15 protein-coding genes and 1 pseudogene are annotated in these 15,479 nt (G+C 73.4%); 6 read left to right on the forward strand and 10 right to left on the reverse strand.

The annotated features are described in order from the left end of the window. Together EBM89_RS21380 and acs are read left to right on the forward strand one after the other, a co-directional pair. A pseudogene (locus EBM89_RS21380) lies at positions 1-633 on the forward strand (hypothetical protein); the annotation flags it as partial. Between the two features lie 115 nt (positions 634-748). Next, the gene (gene acs / locus EBM89_RS15860) at positions 749-2,752 is read left to right on the forward strand and encodes an acetate--CoA ligase (protein WP_122150622.1); all 2,004 of its coding nucleotides are present in this window, start codon (positions 749-751) and stop codon (positions 2,750-2,752) included. A 48-nt stretch (positions 2,753-2,800) separates the two neighbouring features. Here the strand turns inward: acs and EBM89_RS15865 are convergent, their stop codons facing one another. The 5 genes from EBM89_RS15865 to EBM89_RS15885 all read right to left on the reverse strand — a co-directional run bounded on the left by EBM89_RS15865 (position 2,801) and on the right by EBM89_RS15885 (position 6,220). Next, entirely contained in the window at positions 2,801-3,097 is a 297-nt protein-coding gene (locus tag EBM89_RS15865) for a helix-turn-helix transcriptional regulator (protein WP_122150624.1), read from the reverse strand. Positions 3,098-3,241: 144 nt separating this feature from the next. Beyond that, positions 3,242-3,853 (reverse strand): hypothetical protein, encoded by a 612-nt coding sequence (locus EBM89_RS15870; protein ID WP_147463581.1) that lies wholly within the window; start codon positions 3,851-3,853, stop codon positions 3,242-3,244. Positions 3,854-3,894: 41 nt separating this feature from the next. Beyond that, positions 3,895-5,106, reverse strand: a complete 1,212-nt coding sequence (locus EBM89_RS15875; RefSeq protein WP_122150628.1) for a DUF7224 domain-containing protein — start codon at positions 5,104-5,106, stop codon at positions 3,895-3,897. After that, positions 5,103-5,855 (reverse strand): ATP-binding cassette domain-containing protein, encoded by a 753-nt coding sequence (locus EBM89_RS15880; RefSeq protein ID WP_122150630.1) that lies wholly within the window; start codon positions 5,853-5,855, stop codon positions 5,103-5,105. Before EBM89_RS15880 ends, EBM89_RS15875 begins: the two co-directional genes overlap by 4 nt. Before the next feature lie 107 nt (positions 5,856-5,962). Then, positions 5,963-6,220, reverse strand: coding sequence for a hypothetical protein (locus EBM89_RS15885; protein WP_147463583.1), 258 nt, complete (start codon positions 6,218-6,220; stop codon positions 5,963-5,965). A 256-nt stretch (positions 6,221-6,476) separates the two neighbouring features. On the opposite strand from EBM89_RS15885, the gene EBM89_RS22560 reads away from it, so the two are divergent. Continuing rightward, a complete protein-coding gene (locus EBM89_RS22560) occupies positions 6,477-6,563 on the forward strand; it encodes a putative leader peptide (RefSeq protein WP_369408662.1) in 87 nt (28 codons plus the stop codon). Positions 6,564-6,672: 109 nt separating this feature from the next. Further along, positions 6,673-8,067, forward strand: a complete 1,395-nt coding sequence (locus EBM89_RS15890) for a dicarboxylate/amino acid:cation symporter (RefSeq protein ID WP_122150634.1) — start codon at positions 6,673-6,675, stop codon at positions 8,065-8,067. A gap of 58 nt (positions 8,068-8,125) precedes the next feature. On the opposite strand, the gene EBM89_RS15895 is transcribed toward EBM89_RS15890, so the two are convergent. Genes EBM89_RS15895 through EBM89_RS15910 form a run of 4 tightly spaced genes read right to left on the reverse strand, consistent with a single transcriptional unit; the run spans position 8,126 to position 12,487 of the window. After that, positions 8,126-9,310 (reverse strand): glycoside hydrolase family 1 protein, encoded by a 1,185-nt coding sequence (locus EBM89_RS15895; RefSeq protein WP_122150636.1) that lies wholly within the window; start codon positions 9,308-9,310, stop codon positions 8,126-8,128. 37 nt (positions 9,311-9,347) lie between these two features. Beyond that, positions 9,348-10,238: a carbohydrate ABC transporter permease gene (locus tag EBM89_RS15900; protein WP_122150638.1), complete on the reverse strand. Its 891-nt coding sequence runs from the start codon at positions 10,236-10,238 to the stop codon at positions 9,348-9,350. A 6-nt stretch (positions 10,239-10,244) separates the two neighbouring features. Further along, on the reverse strand, positions 10,245-11,204 hold the full coding sequence (locus EBM89_RS15905) for a carbohydrate ABC transporter permease (protein ID WP_439647192.1): 960 nt from the start codon (positions 11,202-11,204) through the stop codon (positions 10,245-10,247). 5 nt (positions 11,205-11,209) lie between these two features. After that, entirely contained in the window at positions 11,210-12,487 is a 1,278-nt protein-coding gene (locus tag EBM89_RS15910) for an extracellular solute-binding protein (protein ID WP_122150640.1), read from the reverse strand. Between the two features lie 132 nt (positions 12,488-12,619). Here EBM89_RS15910 and EBM89_RS15915 point away from each other — a divergent pair, with 132 nt between their 5' ends. Next, a complete protein-coding gene (locus EBM89_RS15915) occupies positions 12,620-13,729 on the forward strand; it encodes a LacI family DNA-binding transcriptional regulator (protein ID WP_122150642.1) in 1,110 nt (369 codons plus the stop codon). 25 nt (positions 13,730-13,754) lie between these two features. Here the strand turns inward: EBM89_RS15915 and EBM89_RS15920 are convergent, their stop codons facing one another. Then, positions 13,755-15,029: an NAD(P)-binding domain-containing protein gene (locus tag EBM89_RS15920; protein WP_233571785.1), complete on the reverse strand. Its 1,275-nt coding sequence runs from the start codon at positions 15,027-15,029 to the stop codon at positions 13,755-13,757. Positions 15,030-15,095: 66 nt separating this feature from the next. Here EBM89_RS15920 and EBM89_RS15930 point away from each other — a divergent pair. Beyond that, positions 15,096-15,479 (forward strand): GNAT family N-acetyltransferase (locus EBM89_RS15930; RefSeq protein ID WP_122150643.1); only part of this gene is annotated, 384 nt, incomplete at its 3' end.

Raw genomic sequence — 15,479 nt, forward strand, 5'->3', positions numbered from 1 at the left:
ACCCCGGCAGCGGGCATCTCGGCGTCCGACGGCCCGCTGCCCGGCACGGGCCCGTCGGACGCGTCGGTGCCGTACGGCGATCCGTCGGCGCCCGCGACGCCCCGCGAGGCGACGCCGGTCGTCCCGGTGGCCACCCCGACCCCCGAGCCCGCACCGACCCCGGCGCCGGCGCCGCTCCGGCGTCCGGGTGGGGGCGCGGGGCGGCACCTGCTGGGCGTGCTGGTCGGTCTGGTCGTCGGCGCCGTCGGGGTGTGGACCGTGGTGTTCGGCCAGTCCCGGGTGCTCGCCGCGCAGGCGCCGGAGTGGGGCACGACGTACGACGCCCTCGGCGTGGTGCTGGTGACGGTGGGTGTCCTCGTGCTGGCGCTGGTGCTCGGCCTGGGCCTGTGGACGCCCGCAGTGCCGCTGACGGCGGGCGGTGTCGCCACGGCGGTGGGGCTGGCGCTGCTGTACGTCCCCGCGACGACGCACCTCGACGTCGTGCGCTGGGTCGGGACGGAGGGCACCGCGTACACCGTGGTGCGCGCGACGGTCACGGCGACGTCCGGGGCGGTGTTCGTCGTCGGCGCCCTGCTGCTGGTGGCGGGCCTCGTGCTCGCGGCGGCGCGCCGGCGCTGGCTGCCGCGCGCCTGAGGCGGCGCCCGGGGGTTCGACCCGCGCATGGGACGTAGGTCCTACTAGAGTGCGAGGCAGACGCGACGTGCCCGTCGCGCCAGTCCGCACCGACGTCGTTGCGCTGGAGGAACACGTGGCCCTCGACCCTGCCCCCCGCCCCACGGACCAGGACGCCCCGCGCCCCGGCCTGGAGAACCTGCTGCAGGAGGACCGCCGGTTCCCGCCGGACGCCGCCTTCGCCGACCAGGCCAACGTGCACGCGGAGGTCTACTCCTGGGCGAACTCGGACCGGCTGGGCTTCTGGGCCGACCAGGCCCGGGCGCTGCTGGACTGGGCGGCACCGTTCCACGAGGTCCTCGACTGGACCGGCGCCCCGGTGGCCCGGTGGTTCGCCGACGGCCGCCTGAACGCGGCGTACAACGCCGTCGACCGGCACGTCGAGGCCGGGAACGGCGACCGCGTCGCGCTGCACTTCGAGGGCGAGCCCGGCGACACCCGCACGCTGACCTACGCGGACCTGCAGCGGGAGGTCGCGAAGGCCGCGAACGCGCTGACGGCGCTGGGCGTCGGCACGGGCGACCGGGTCGCGATCTACCTGCCGCTGATCCCGGAGACCGTCATCGCGATGCTGGCGTGCGCCCGGATCGGCGCACCGCACTCCGTGGTGTTCGGCGGGTTCTCCGCCGAGGCCCTGCACACGCGCATCCTCGACGCGGACGCGCACGTCGTCATCACCGCGGACGGCGGCTACCGGCGCGGCACCGCGAGCGCCCTGAAGCCCACCGTGGACGAGGCGCTGTCCAAGGGCAGCGCGGACGTCGTCCGGCACGTGCTCGTCGTCCGGCGCACCGGGCAGGACGTGCCGTGGACCGAGGGCCGCGACGTGTGGTGGCACGACGTGGTCGACACGGCGAGCGAGCAGCACGACCCGGTCCCGCTGGAGGCCGAGCACCCGCTGTTCATCCTCTACACGTCGGGCACCACCGGGAAGCCGAAGGGCATCTTCCACACCACCGGCGGGTACCTCACGCAGGCCGCGTGGACGCACCGCAACGTCTTCGACCTCAAGCCCGAGACGGACGTCTACTGGTGCACCGCCGACGTCGGCTGGGTCACCGGGCACACGTACGTGGTCTACGGGCCGCTGGTGAACGGCGCCACCCAGGTGATCTACGAGGGCACCCCCGACACCCCGCACCGGGGCCGGTGGTGGGAGATCGTGCAGAAGTACGGCGTCTCGATCCTCTACACGGCGCCCACCGCGATCCGGACGTGCATGAAGTGGGGCGAGGACGTCCCCGCCGAGTTCGACCTGAGCAGCCTGCGCGTCCTCGGCTCGGTCGGCGAGCCGATCAACCCCGAGGCGTGGACCTGGTACCGCCGCGTCATTGGGGGCGACCGCACCCCCGTGGTCGACACCTGGTGGCAGACCGAGACGGGCGCCATCATGATCAGCCCGCTGCCCGGCGTCACCGCCGCGAAGCCGGGTTCGGCGCAGACGCCGCTGCCGGGCATCGCGGCCGACGTCGTGGACGACGACGCGAAGCCCGTGCCGGACGGCGGCGGCGGGTACCTGGTGCTCACCGAGCCGTGGCCGTCGATGCTCCGCGGGATCTGGGGCGACGAGCAGCGGTTCCGGGACACCTACTGGTCGCGGTTCGCGGGGATCTACTTCGCGGGCGACGGCGCGAAGAAGGACGACGACGGGGACATCTGGCTGCTCGGCCGGGTGGACGACGTGATGAACGTGTCCGGCCACCGGCTGTCCACCACCGAGATCGAGTCCGCGCTGGTGTCGCACCCGTCGGTCGCGGAGGCCGCCGTGGTCGGTGCCACGGACGACACCACCGGGCAGGCGGTCGTCGCCTTCGTGATCCTGCGGGGCGACGCCGCGGCGTCCTCCCCCGAGGAGACGGCGACCGAGCTGCGCGCGCACGTGGCCCGGCAGATCGGGCCCATCGCGAAGCCGCGCACGATCCTCGTCGTCCCGGAGCTGCCCAAGACCCGGTCCGGCAAGATCATGCGCCGCCTGCTGCGCGACGTGGCCGAGCACCGCGAGGTCGGCGACGCGACGACGCTGGCGGACTCGTCGGTGATGGACCTCATCCAGCAGGGCCTGGCGGCGCCGAAGGACTGACGCGGCTCAGGCTCAGCGGCGACATCCGTCTGCCCTCGTCCCCGCGCGTCACGACCGCACTCGGAGCCGGTCGGCACGACCGGCGTGCGCCCGGCCGTACTCGGTCGCGAGCGGGTCGACGGCCGCGACCAGCGCGTCGTTGGCCCCCAGCACGCGCACGACGGCGAGGAACGAGTCGAGCCGAGGGCCCCCGTCGCCGCGTTCGAGGGCGGCCACGGTGGCGCGCGAGATCCCGGCCCGCTCGGCGAGCTCCGCCTGAGTGAGGCCGTGGATCTTGCGACCCGCCGCGAGGTGGGCGCCGAGCGCCCCCAGGTCGCGGCGCGTCCGAGGTGATTCGACGCGCATGATTCCTCCTGATGCTCGGGATAGCGTGCATGAGCGGCGTTAGTGCGCACTCCTCCACGCAAGAGCACCTCTCGGGCGCCGGGCGTGGGGCCGAGTACCGCGACGTGGCACTGGCGGGCGAGCGCCGGTGCAGACCCGCGCCCGTCAGCGCGAGCCCCTCTGCACGAGACGACTCCGAGGACGTGGGTAAGACCTGTCCCGGAGCCGATGCCACGGCCCGGGCGGGATGCGGTCTCGTGTCCACCACCCGGAGACCGCGACCAGCATGCCGAGAGCCGCTGCCGCCAGCGCCTCGGGCGCTCCGGGCTCCACGAGGAGCAGCGCCCATCGGGCGGCACCACCGTCTCCCGACCCGGAGCCGAAGCTGATGCAGGTCAGCGTGAAGACGAGCGGGAGCGCGAGACTCGGGACACGCCCTCCGGCGACCCAGCCCACGGTCCCCAGACCCGCCAGGATCCAGAAGCTGCACACCAGGGCGAGGGCCGTCCCGCTCCCCATGGCCAGCCAGGCCGAGGTGAAGACCAGCGCCACGGCGACGAGGCTGAGAACGCCGAGCAGCAGCATCCGCGGGTGCGCGAGACTGCGTGGCGTCACCGTCTCGATCCACCGGTAGTCGCCGTCCGCGCAGGACAGCACCGCCCACGCCTGGACGAGCGGAGCGAGCGTCCCCACGACGATCGGGACTTCCGCTCCCGGCACGGGGAGGTTCAGATCACCACCGAGCGCCACCATCAGCCCGCATGCGAGCATCGTCACGCACGCGGTGCCGACCTGGCGCGACCTGAGGAACACGCTCGCTACAGGCACTGCTGCGCCCGTTCGACACGTGTCAGCGCCCATGCGAGCTGATCCTGCTCGGGGAACGAACGGACGGCATCCAGCTCGGCGACCTGGTCCTCCCCGAGGTCCCAGGTGATCGTCTCCTCACCGATGAGCACCCCCACCCGCTCCAGGAGCCACTGGGTGTACAGGACGTAGTCGTCCGGGTCGTCGCTGAGGGTGCTCTCCGGGCAGCTCGGCACCTGGTCGAGCCAGGCCACCACCATGCTGAACGCGATGTCGGGGGCTCCTCCTCGCACGCTGACGGCGGAGCTCTCCTGGTCCATCTCAGGATGCCCCGTCGCCAACCCCTCCTCGACCAGCGGTGCCGGCGGAACCGGGACCGTCCCCGCGGCCGCACCGAGCACGGCCTCGGCGATCGAGGACACCTCCGTCAGGTGGTAGGCGTTGTCGGGCCACAGGCACACCCGCAGGTCGGTGTCGGTGCACACCTGCCCGTCCGAGACCGCGGCCGTCACCGGTGATCCGGCGGCCACCGCGCCCAGCGTCACCGCCGCGGTGAGTCCCGCGACCACCGCGCTCGTCGCGACGTGGCGTCGGGAGGCGACCGCGAGCAGGGTCGCCAGCGCGAGTGCCCAGACCGCCCGGAGCACCAGCACAGGCACCGACACGTCCAGCTGGGGCCACCCGTTGATCACGTACCAGAACGGCAGATCGGGAGTCGGCCACACGACGATGCCGAACAGCAGCGCCACAGCGAGCACCGGTCCCGCAAGGCGGAGTGCGACAGAACGCCCGACTCCGTAGCCGACCAGCGCGGCCAGCACGAGCGTCGTCGCAGTCAGCGCGGGGTAGCCGAGTCGCGGACTGCCCGTCGCACCGCTCACCGTGGCGACGACCCACGCCACGGCGTGCGCCGTCACCGCGACGGAGACCGGGACCAGGACGCAGGAGACGATCTCAGCCGCCCGTTGCCTGCGGACACCGCGCGGAACGGTGACCGGGAGCTCGGGCGAGAGCTCCGCCCGGCGGCGCTGGGTGATGAGGCACGTACCGGCCGCCACGACCGGAGCCGCGAACACCACCCCCTGGTCCGCGATCGCGGACGCGAGCGGCCACACGCGCATCCAGTCCGGCGCTCGTGCGACCAGCACGACCACGACCGTCGCGGTCGCGGCCAGCCACAGGACGACGAGCGATCGTCGAGATCGCCACCACCGCGGCGTCAACCGTCCACCTCGGTCTCGTCCAGAACCGCCCAGATCCCCTGCTCCAGCGCGCCTACCGAGTCCGCGGTCCCGCCCCCTCGCCCAGCCAGCTCCGCCACCGACCCGGTGAACCGCAGCCTGCCCTCGTCCAGGAGCGCGACCTGTCCGCCCAGGGCAGCCACCTCCTCGATCAGGTGCGTGCTCACGAGAACGCTCGCCCGGCGCGCTTCCTGGACGAGCAGATCTCGGACGATCCGACGCTGACGCGGATCGAGCCCTGCGGTGGGTTCATCGAGAACCAGCACCGTCGGCCGCCCGAGGAGAGCCTGCGCGACACCCAGGCGCTGCCGCATACCTCCGGACAGCGAGGACACGCGGGTCCGTCGTCGGTCCGCCAGACCGACCGCGCCCAGGACCCGATCGACCTCGCCGGCCGAGTCGGCGCGAGGGATCTCCTTGAGCCAGGCGATGTACGCCAGGACGTCACCGCAACGAGCGCCCCGGTCGACCGTGAACTCCTGCGGCAGGTAGCCGAGCTCCCGGTGCAGCGCCGTCCTGCCAGAGGCCGAGGCGAGATCGAGACCCGCCCACTCGACCGTGCCCTCGCTCGGTGCGTCCGATCCGGTGAGGATGCGCATGAGCGTGGACTTCCCTGCGCCGTTCGAGCCCACGAGGCCCGTGACGCCGGGACGGAGCTGCCACGACACCGAGTCGAGTGCGGCACGCTCCGCTCCGATGTATCGGCGACTCACCCCGTCAAGACGGAGCACTCTTCACCTCCAGGTCGGCAGGTCCTGTCAGCGACCGGCCCGCCGGTGCACTCCGGCGGGCCGGTCGTCGACGGCTTCTGTCGCGTCAGCTCTCTGCGCGGACGACGTCAGCTGATCTCCACGCTCGCCTTCTGCACGCTGAACGTGCATTCCTTGTACATGCTGCTGGTGCCCGAGCTCTGCTTGAGCCAGCTCGTGTACTTGTCAGGCTCGAACGCGCACGCCGCCTTGAGCCGCCACGTCCCGCTGCCGCTGCACGAGCCCTTCGCCTGCGTGTCCTTCGGCACGGACGCCGAGCACGTCAACGCCGCGTCCGCAGGAGCAGCCGTGGCGATCGACGCGCCACCGACGGTCAGAAGTCCCATCACCGTGAGAGCCAGCACTCGCTTCATCTCAACTCCGTTCCGCACATGGTCCGGTTACGCCCCGACGGGCACGGCTGAGACTCCGGGTCACGATCACCTTGACCGCGCGATCCCGAAGGTAGCGATGCGATCTCCACTCACAGCGAGTTCGCCGCGTCACCGGACCACCTACCCACCAGACCGACGGGTGGGGTCCGTCGGGGTGGCATAGGGTCGGGGGTCAGCAGCAGGGGGCGACCAGCAGGAGGACGTGCACGTGACCGGGTGGTACCTCACCGCGCGCCGTGCCGTCGACCTCCGTCGCGTCGCCAGCGCCCTGTGTCGGGGCCGCGCGACCGCCTGACGGTCCGCCCCTCCGCCCCCGCCGACCGGCCGCGCCCCGCGCCGCCGCCCCGGCTCCCCACCCGCACTCCCCGGGCGTCGCTGCCGCGCGCCCGCCGAAAGGCACACCCATGTCCTCGACCCCCTCCGCCCCCGCCGGGCCCGCGCCCACGTCGCGTGTCCGCTCGTTGCTGGGGAGCTTCGGCTTCCAGATCGTCGCCGCGCTGGTGCTCGGCGTCGCACTCGGCTGGGCGGCGCTCGCCATCGGCCCGGTGGACGCCGGCACCGACGCCGAGTCGCCGAACTGGCTCACCACGACGCTCGACACCATCGGCTCGTCGTTCGTCACGCTGCTGCGCGCGATCGTGCCGCCGCTGATCTTCGCCGCCATCGTGGCGTCGGTCGCGAACCTGCGGAACGTCGCGAACGGCGCGCGCCTGGCATGGCGGACGCTGCTGTGGTTCGCGATCACCGCGCTGGTCTCGGTGGTCATCGGCATCACCCTGGGCCTGGTGCTGCGGCCCGGTGAGCACACCTCGCTGTCGGTCGCCGACGGCGCGGAGCCGGGCCGCACCGGCTCGTGGCTGGACTTCCTCGACGGTCTGATCCCCGGCAACGTGCTGGGGCTCGGCGCGAGCACCTCGCTCGCGGAGGACGGCACCGCGTCGACGTCGGTCAGCTTCAACGTCCTGCAGATCATCGTCGTGGCGATCGTCGTGGGCATCGCGGTGCTGCGCACCGGGGACAAGGCCGAGCCGTTCCTCGCGTTCGTGCGGTCCGCGCTCGTCGTCATCCAGAAGGTGCTGTGGTGGGTCATCCGCCTGGCGCCGCTCGGCACGCTCGGTCTGGTCGGCAACGCCGTCGCGTCGTACGGCTGGGACTCGCTGGCCTCGCTCGGCCGGTTCGCCATCGCGATCTACATCGGCCTCGCCCTGGTGCTGTTCGTCGTCTACCCGGTGATCCTGCGGACCAACGGCCTCGCGGTGGGCCGGTGGTTCCGGGGGGCGTGGCCGGCGATCCAGCTCGCGTTCGTGTCCCGGTCGTCCATCGGCACGCTGCCGGTGACGCAGCGGGTCACGGAGCGGAACCTCGGCGTCCCGTCGGAGTACGCGTCGTTCGCGGTGCCGCTCGCGGCGACGACCAAGATGGACGGCTGCGCGTCGATCTACCCGGCGGTGTCGGCGATCTTCGTGGCGCAGATCTTCGGCATCGACCTGTCGGTGCTCGACTACGTGCTGATCGCCTTCGTGTCGGTGGTCGGCTCGGCGGCGACCGCCGGGCTCACCGGTGCGATCGTCATGCTGACCCTGACGCTGTCCACGGTCGGGCTGCCGCTGGCGGGCGTCGGGCTGCTGCTCGCGATCGACCCGATCCTGGACATGGGCCGCACCGCGGTGAACGTGGCGGGGCAGGTGCTGGTCCCGACCGTCGTCGCGAAGCGCGAGGGCATCCTCGACGAGGACCAGTACGCCCGCGCGGAGGCGTCCGACCTGTTCGAGGACACCCCCGCGCCCGTCTCGGCCTGACACGACCGAGACGGCCGTCGGTCGCGCGCCACCCGGGCGCGCGACCGGCGGCCGGGGGTCAGCGCGTCGGGTGCGTGAGCGTCCCGGTGCGGGCGATCTCGCCGAGCCAGTGCGCGCTCGGCTTCGGGGTCCGCTCGAAGGTGTCGCGGTCCCAGCCGATCAGCCCGAACGTGGGCTTGTAGGACCCCCACTCGTAGTTGTCGAGCGCGGACCAGTGCAGGTACCCGCGGACGTCGATGCCGTCGGCCATGGCGTCGTGCAGGCCCACCAGGGCGTCGTGCGTGTAGTCGATGCGGCGGGCGTCGTCCTGGGTGGCGATGCCGTTCTCGGTGACGACGATCGGCACACCTCCGGTGCGCTCCCAGGCGTTGCGGACGCCGATGCCGATGGCGGGCGGGAAGTACTCCCAGCCGGTGAGGGTCGTCTCGGCGCCCTCGGCGACCGGGAGCGGGTTGCCGTCGACGTCGACGAAGGTCCGCAGGTAGCCCTGCACGCCGATCCAGTCGTCGCCCTTCGCGGCGTCGAGGAAGATGTCCTCGCGCGGGTAGCCGTACGCCTTGGTGGCCTCCTCGGCGCCGGGGGCCGCGTGGTACGCCTGGGTGGCGACCGACCAGCCCGACTTCACCTGCGGGAGCTGCGACAGCACCTCACGCGACCGGCGGTGGCCCTCGATGAGCGCGTCGGTGATCTGCGGGTCCGGCGCGGGCAGCCGGGACGCGGTCATCTCGGTGCCCTCCTCGCCGCGGGTCATCGCGACCATGTTGGGCTCGTTGATCGTGCAGACCCACTCGACGTCGTCGCCGAGGACGGGCAGCGCGATCTCGGTGAACCGCTGGAACAGCTCCGGGGCGGCGGGGTTGCGCCAGCCGCCGAGGCGCGCGAACCAGCGCGGGTGCGTGAAGTGGTGCAGCGTGACCGACGGGGTCAGCCCGTGCTCGCGGCAGGAGTCGACCATGCGCCGGTAGTGCGCGAGCTGGGCCTTCGAGACGAAGCCCTGCTCGGGCTCGATGCGCGCCCACTCGATGCTGAACCGGTAGGAGTTCATGCCGAGGGACGCCAGCAGCGCGATGTCCTCGGGGTACCGGTGGTAGGAGTCGGCGGCGTCGCCGGAGGGCTCCGACAGGTCCGTACCGGGGGCGTGCTCACGCACCCACCAGTCGGAGTTCACGTTGTTGCCCTCGATCTGGTGGGCGGCGGTCGAGGCGCCCCAGAGGAAGCCGTCGGGGAACTGGCGGGAGGTCATGCGGGGTCCTTCCGGTGGTGCGGGTCGATCAGGGGCGTCACTTGAGGCCGGCGGTGGCCACGCCCTGGATGAAGTACCGCTGCAGCGCGACGAACAGCAGCAGGATCGGCGTGATGATCAGCACCGCCCCGGCGAGCAGCAGCCCGTAGTCGGTGCCCTGCTGGCCCGTGGCGTACAGGGACAGGGCGACCGGCAGCGTGTACATGTCCTGGCTCTGGGCCGCGACGAGCGGCCACAGGAAGTTGTTCCACGAGCCGAGGAACGTGAGGATGCCGAGCGTCGCGAGCGGCGGCCCGCACAGCGGCATGACGACGCGCGCGAAGATGCGCAGCTCGCCCGCGCCGTCGATGCGCGCGGCCTCCATCAGCGGCTCGGGGATGCCGAGCATGAACTGCCGCATGAGGAACACGCCGAGGGGCTGGGTGAGGAACGGCAGGATCAGCGCCGGGTAGGTGTTGAGCAACCCGAGCGAGGTGACCTGCACGAACAGCGGCACGAACGTGACCACGCCCGGGACCATGAGCATCACCATGACGAGCGTGAACAGCACCCGCTTGCCGGGGAAGTCCATCTTGGCGAGGGCGTAGCCGACCATCGAGCAGAACACCAGGTTGCCGAGCACCGTGATGACGGCGACGACGACCGAGTTGGTGAAGAACTGCCCGAAGTCGAGGTCGGTGAACCAGCGCGCGAAGTTGTCCCCCGTGGGGTTCTCCGGCCAGATCGTCGGCGGCTTGATGAGGATCTCGCGCTGCGTCTTGACCGAGCCGAGCACCATCCACACGAACGGCAGCAGCCACACGGCGACGCCCACGGTGAGCACGGTGTACGTGAGCGCCCGGCCGGTGGTGAACCGGCGGCGTCGGCGCCCCGGCGCCGGTTCCGCGAGGCGGTCGACGGCGGTGACGGGAGGGGTGGCGAGGGCCATGGGGCCTCAGTCCTTCGAGCGCAGCAGCCGGAACTGCAGCAGGCTCAGGAGCGCGATGGCCAGGAACAGCACGTAGGACGCCGCGGAGGCGAACCCGTACTTGCCGAAGCCGAACTGCTCGAACGTGTAGAAGGCCGTGGACAGCGTGGAGTCCAGCGGGCCGCCCTGGGTCATCACGAAGGCCTCCTCGAAGAACTGGAGGTAGCCGACGGAGATCAGCACGGCGCCGAGCAGCAGGGTCGGGCGCAGCAGCGGCAGCGTGACGCTGACGAACCGGCGCCACGGGCTCGCGCCGTCCATGACGGCGGCCTCCTGCACCTCGGTCGGGACCGCCTGGAGGCCCGCGAGGAAGATCACCATGAGCGTCCCGACGTTGCGCCAGACGGCCATCATGATCAGCGAGGGCAGCGCCCACGTCGTGTCGTTCAACCAGTTCGGCCCGTCGATGCCGACCCAGCCGAGCGCGGTGTTCAGCAGCCCGTCGGGCTGCAGGATGTACCGCCACACGACGGACACCGCGACGATGCTGGTGACGACCGGCGCGTAGAACCCGACGCGGAACGCGGCGCGGAACCGGCCGATGCCGGAGTTCAGCGCGACCGCGAGCGCCAGGGCGACGGCCATGGTCACGGGGATGCCGACCACGACGAACGTCGCGGTGACGCCCAGGGACTTGAGGAACCGGGCGTCGCCGAACAGGTCGAGGTACTGCTGCAGCCCGACGAAGTTCACGGCGAGCGGGCTGCGGACGTCGCGCGAGGTGAAGTCGGTGAACGACATCGCGAACGACGACACCAGCGGCACGAGCATGAAGAACCCGAACACCAGCACGAACGGCGCGGCGAACATCCAGGCCACGTAGCCCTGGCGGCGGCGGCGCGCGGCGGCGGGTCCCCGGGAGGCCGGGGCCGTCCGGCCGGAGCGGGGTCCTGCTCCGGCCGGACGGGTGGCGGTCGTGGAGGACACGGCGGTCAGCCCATGCCGATCGACGACGCCTGCTGCTGCAGCTCCGCGAGGGCGTCCGCGGGCGCCTCGCCGCTGACGGTCATCCGCTCCAGGACGGAGTCGGCGGCGGCGTTGACCTGCACCCAGGTGGTGGTGACCGGCGGGGCCACGGTGTCCTCGAGCTGCTCGCCGAACACGGCCAGCTTGGCGTCGTCCGCGAGGGTCGCGTCGTCCCACGCGGACTGCTGCGACGGGAGGTCACCGGTGACGTCGTACCAGGCGACCTGCGTCTCGGGCTGGCTCAGCCAGTCGATGAGCTTCCAGGCGCCGTCCTGGTTCGCGGAGTCCTGGAAGACGACGAGGTTGGAGCCGCCCGCGAAGGACGTCGAGGTCTCGCCCACGGGGATGCGCGCGGTGGCGTACTTGTCGGTGAAGCCCTCGCCGCCCAGCGTCTCGAGCTGGCCCATCATGAACGGGCCGTCGATGAGCATCGGGGTGGTCCCGGCGACGAACTCCGCCTCCTGCGCGCCCGGGGTGCGGTCGGCCTGCGCGTTCGCCACGCCGTCGGTGAAGAACGACTGGTAGTACTCGTAGGACTCGACCATCTCCGGCGTGTCCAGCGTCCACTCGGTCTGGTCCTCGTCGGTCAGGCTCGCGCCGTTGGACCACGCGGCCCACAGCGAGCCCTGGAACGAGTCGTTGCCGGCGGACTGCAGCCGGATGCCGTAGTCGGTGCCCGCCTTCTCCTGCAGGTCGGCGGCCATCTGCTTGAGGTCGTCCTGGGTGGCGGGCGCCTCGGTCCAGCCCGCCTGCTCGGCCAGGTCGGTCCGGTAGTAGAGCACGCGCGTGTCGACGTACCAGGGGACGCCGACGGAGGTGCCGTCGAGCTCGGTGGTGGCGAGCGGGCCCTCGAAGAAGTCCCCGGTCTCGATGCCGTCCGGCACGGGCGCGAACGCGTCGCCGAACTCGGCCATCCAGGTGGTGCCCATCATCGCGAGGTCGGGGGTGGTCCCGGCGGCGATGGCGGTCTGGAACTTGTCGCGGGCGGCGTCCCACGGGATGGGGACGACCTCGATGTCGACCTCGGGGTTGGCCTCCTCGAAGTCCGCGACGAAGTCGGGCAGGGCCTCGCCCTCGGCGCCCATCGCCCAGACGGTGAGGCTGCCGGTGGCGGGACCGTCGGTGAGCTCGGCGGCCTCGGTGCCGCCGCCTCCCGAGCCGGTGTCGTCGGCGCGGCCGCAGGCGGCCAGCGAGGTCACGGCGAGCGCGGTCACCAGGGCGACGCGCGCAGCGGGACGGATCATGGTGCGTTCCTCCTCGAACGTCCTGAGCGATGGCCGACCGGGGACCGGTCGTGTCTATGCGCTTAGATCGACTGAGATGCTAAGCGCATAGAATGTGCGGCGCAACCCACCCGCCCTCCAGGAGGACCTGCCGTGGCACGACAGCCGGGCCGCCCGACGGTCTACGACGTCGCCGAGCGCGCCGGCGTGTCCATCGCGACCGTCTCGTTCACCTTCCGCCAGCCGGACCGGGTGCGCGAGTCCACGCGGGACGCCGTCCTCGTCGCCGCCCGCGAGCTCGGCTACGTGCCCAACGCCTCCGCCCGCGGCCTCGCCCACGGGCGCACCGGAGCGCTCGGCCTGTACTCGTTCGACCTGCTGCTCGCGGAGCGGCAGCGCGGCGCCGACGAGGCCGACCGGATCCGCGACGGGCTGCCCCCCGACGACGTCGACCCCGACGCCGAGACCGTCGACCCGCGCGCGTTCCCGCTCTACGTGGACGAGGTGCAGCGCGGCTTCGAGCTCGAGTGCTGGCAGCGCGACCAGGCGCTGCTGCTCACCAGCGGCACCGGCTCCGGCGCGTCCGTCACCGACGTCGCCGGGCGCGTCGACGGGCTCGCCCTGTTCCCCGGGCCCACGCACGTCGACACCCTGGAGCAGGTCGCCCGGCGCATCCCCGTCGTCGCGTTCTCCATGCCCGACGTCGCCGACGGCCTGCACCACGTCACCGTCGACAACCAGGGCGGGACGCGCGACCTGGTCGAGCACCTGGTCGGCGTGCACGGCATCCGCGACCTCGGGTTCGTCGGGCGGCTCAGCACCCCCGACTACGCCGAGCGGTTCGCCGGGTTCGCCGCCGCACTCGGGGACCTCGGCCTGCCCGTGCCCGCCGAGCCGCTCGACCCCACGGACCTCGGTGAGCCCGGGCGGTTCGCCGCCCTCACCGACCTGCTCGACGCCGACCGGCTGCCCCGCGCGCTCGTGTGCGCGAGCGACCAGATCGCCCTGGCGGTGCTCGACCTGCTGGCGGCGCGCGGCGTGCCCGTGCCCGAGCGCGTGGTCGTCACCGGGTTCGACGGCATCCTCGCCGGGCGGCTCGCCCGCCCCACGCTCACGACGGTCCGGCAGCCGATGGCCCGCATGGGCCGCCTGGCGGTCGAGATCCTCGTGCGCCACGCCGGCGGCGCGGGCGGCGACCGGGAGAGCCACCGCCTCCCGACCCGCCTCGTCCCCCGCCAGTCCTGCGGCTGCTCCCCCGCCTGACTCCCCTCGCGGGGAGCGGGCGGCGTCACACGCCCAGGAGGCGGCGGACCTGGCGGACCGCCGCGCGGCCCGCGCGGTTCGCGCCGACGGTGCTGGCGCTCGGGCCGTAGCCGACCAGGTGCACGCGCGGGTCCGCCACGACACGGGTCCCGTCCATGACGATGCCGCCCCCGGGATCCCGCAGCCCGAGCGGACGCAGGTGGTCCAGCGCGGCCCGGAACCCCGTCGCCCACAGCACGACGTCCGCCGCGACGTGCTCCGGCCCCGGGACCCAGCCCTCCGGCGGGTCGGCGGCCGCGCGGGCGTCCCACACCGCGCCGTCGGCGACCAGCCGCGCGAACGGCGGCCGGGCCAGCAGCACCCCGTCCGCGATCCCCGCCCGGTAGGCGTCCGTCACCGGCAGCCCCGTGGCCGCGACGATGCTCTGCGGCGGCAGGCCCGCCCGGGTCCGCTCGTCCACGCGCGCGACCGCGTCCCGGCCGAGCTCCGGGGTGAACGCCGCGTCCCGCCAGTCCGGCGGGCGCCGGGTCACCCACGTGGTCCCGGCGGCGTGCGGGTGGATCGCCAGCAGGTGCTGCACCGCCGAGATCCCGCCGCCCACGACCAGCACCCGCCGCCCCGCGAAGTCCTCGGGGCGGCCGAAGTCGTGGGTGTGCAGCTGCGTGCCGCGGAAGTCCGCCGCGCCGGGGTACACCGGCCAGAACGGCTTGGTCCAGGTACCGGTGGCGTTGACCAGGGCGCGGGTGTGCCAGGTGCGGGCGACGGGCGCGGGGTCGGGGGCCGCCGGGAGCGGGCGGGTGGTGCCCGCTCCCCCGCCGAGCCCGTCGTCCTCGGGCAGCGCCCGCTGCGTCGGGAGCACCCGGGTGACGGTCTCGTCGGTGTCCACCGCGAGCAGCCCGTCCGGGCCGCCGAGGTCCCGCACCCGGCGCACCCGCACCGGCCGCCGCACGGCGAGTCCGAGGTCGTCCTCGTACGCGGCGAAGTAGCGCGGCAGCGCGTCGGCGGCGGGCTCGTCCGGGGCGAACTGCGGCAGCGCGCGCCCCGGAAGCTCGTACACGCCGTTGACGGTGCGCATCGTCAGCCCGGGCCAGCGCTCGCGCCACGCCCCGCCGGGTCCCGGGGCGGCGTCCAGCACGACGAACGTCGGCCGACCCGCGGGGGCGTCAGCGCCGGAGGGGTCGGCGGGCACCAGCCCGGCGCGCACCAGGTGCGCCGCGACGGCGAGCCCGGCCTGCCCGGCCCCGATCACCACGACGTCCGCGACCGCCACGTCGCCCCCGGGCGCGGGTCGCGGGGTCACCTCGGGCACACCCCTCCCAACGCCGGCGGGCGCCCGCACGTTCCCGCGGGTGATGAGATGGGGCGCATGGTCGACGCCTCCCCCACCCCCGGTCCGGACACCCGACGCGTGAACGGCGCGCTGGACGGCGCCGACGCCGCCGCGGTGCGCGCGCTCGCGGCCGCCGCCGCCGCGACCGACGGGGTACCGCCGCTGTCCGAGCAGCCGCTGCTCTGGCTGACGGGCGGCGGGCCGGACGTCGTGCACCTGCTCGCCGGGACGGGGTCCGACCTCGTCGGCTACGCGCAGGCCGACCTCCGGGACCCCGCGCTCGCGACCGCCGAGGTCGTGGTGCACCCCGCGCACCGCCGCCACGGCACCGGGTCCGCGCTGCTCGCCGCGCTCCGGGACGCCGCCACGGCGCGCGGCGCGGACCACGTGGACGTGTGGGCGCACGGCGACCTCCCCGCC

The organism is Cellulomonas triticagri, assembly GCF_003696205.1.
GTDB classification, from domain to species: domain Bacteria; phylum Actinomycetota; class Actinomycetes; order Actinomycetales; family Cellulomonadaceae; genus Cellulomonas; species Cellulomonas triticagri.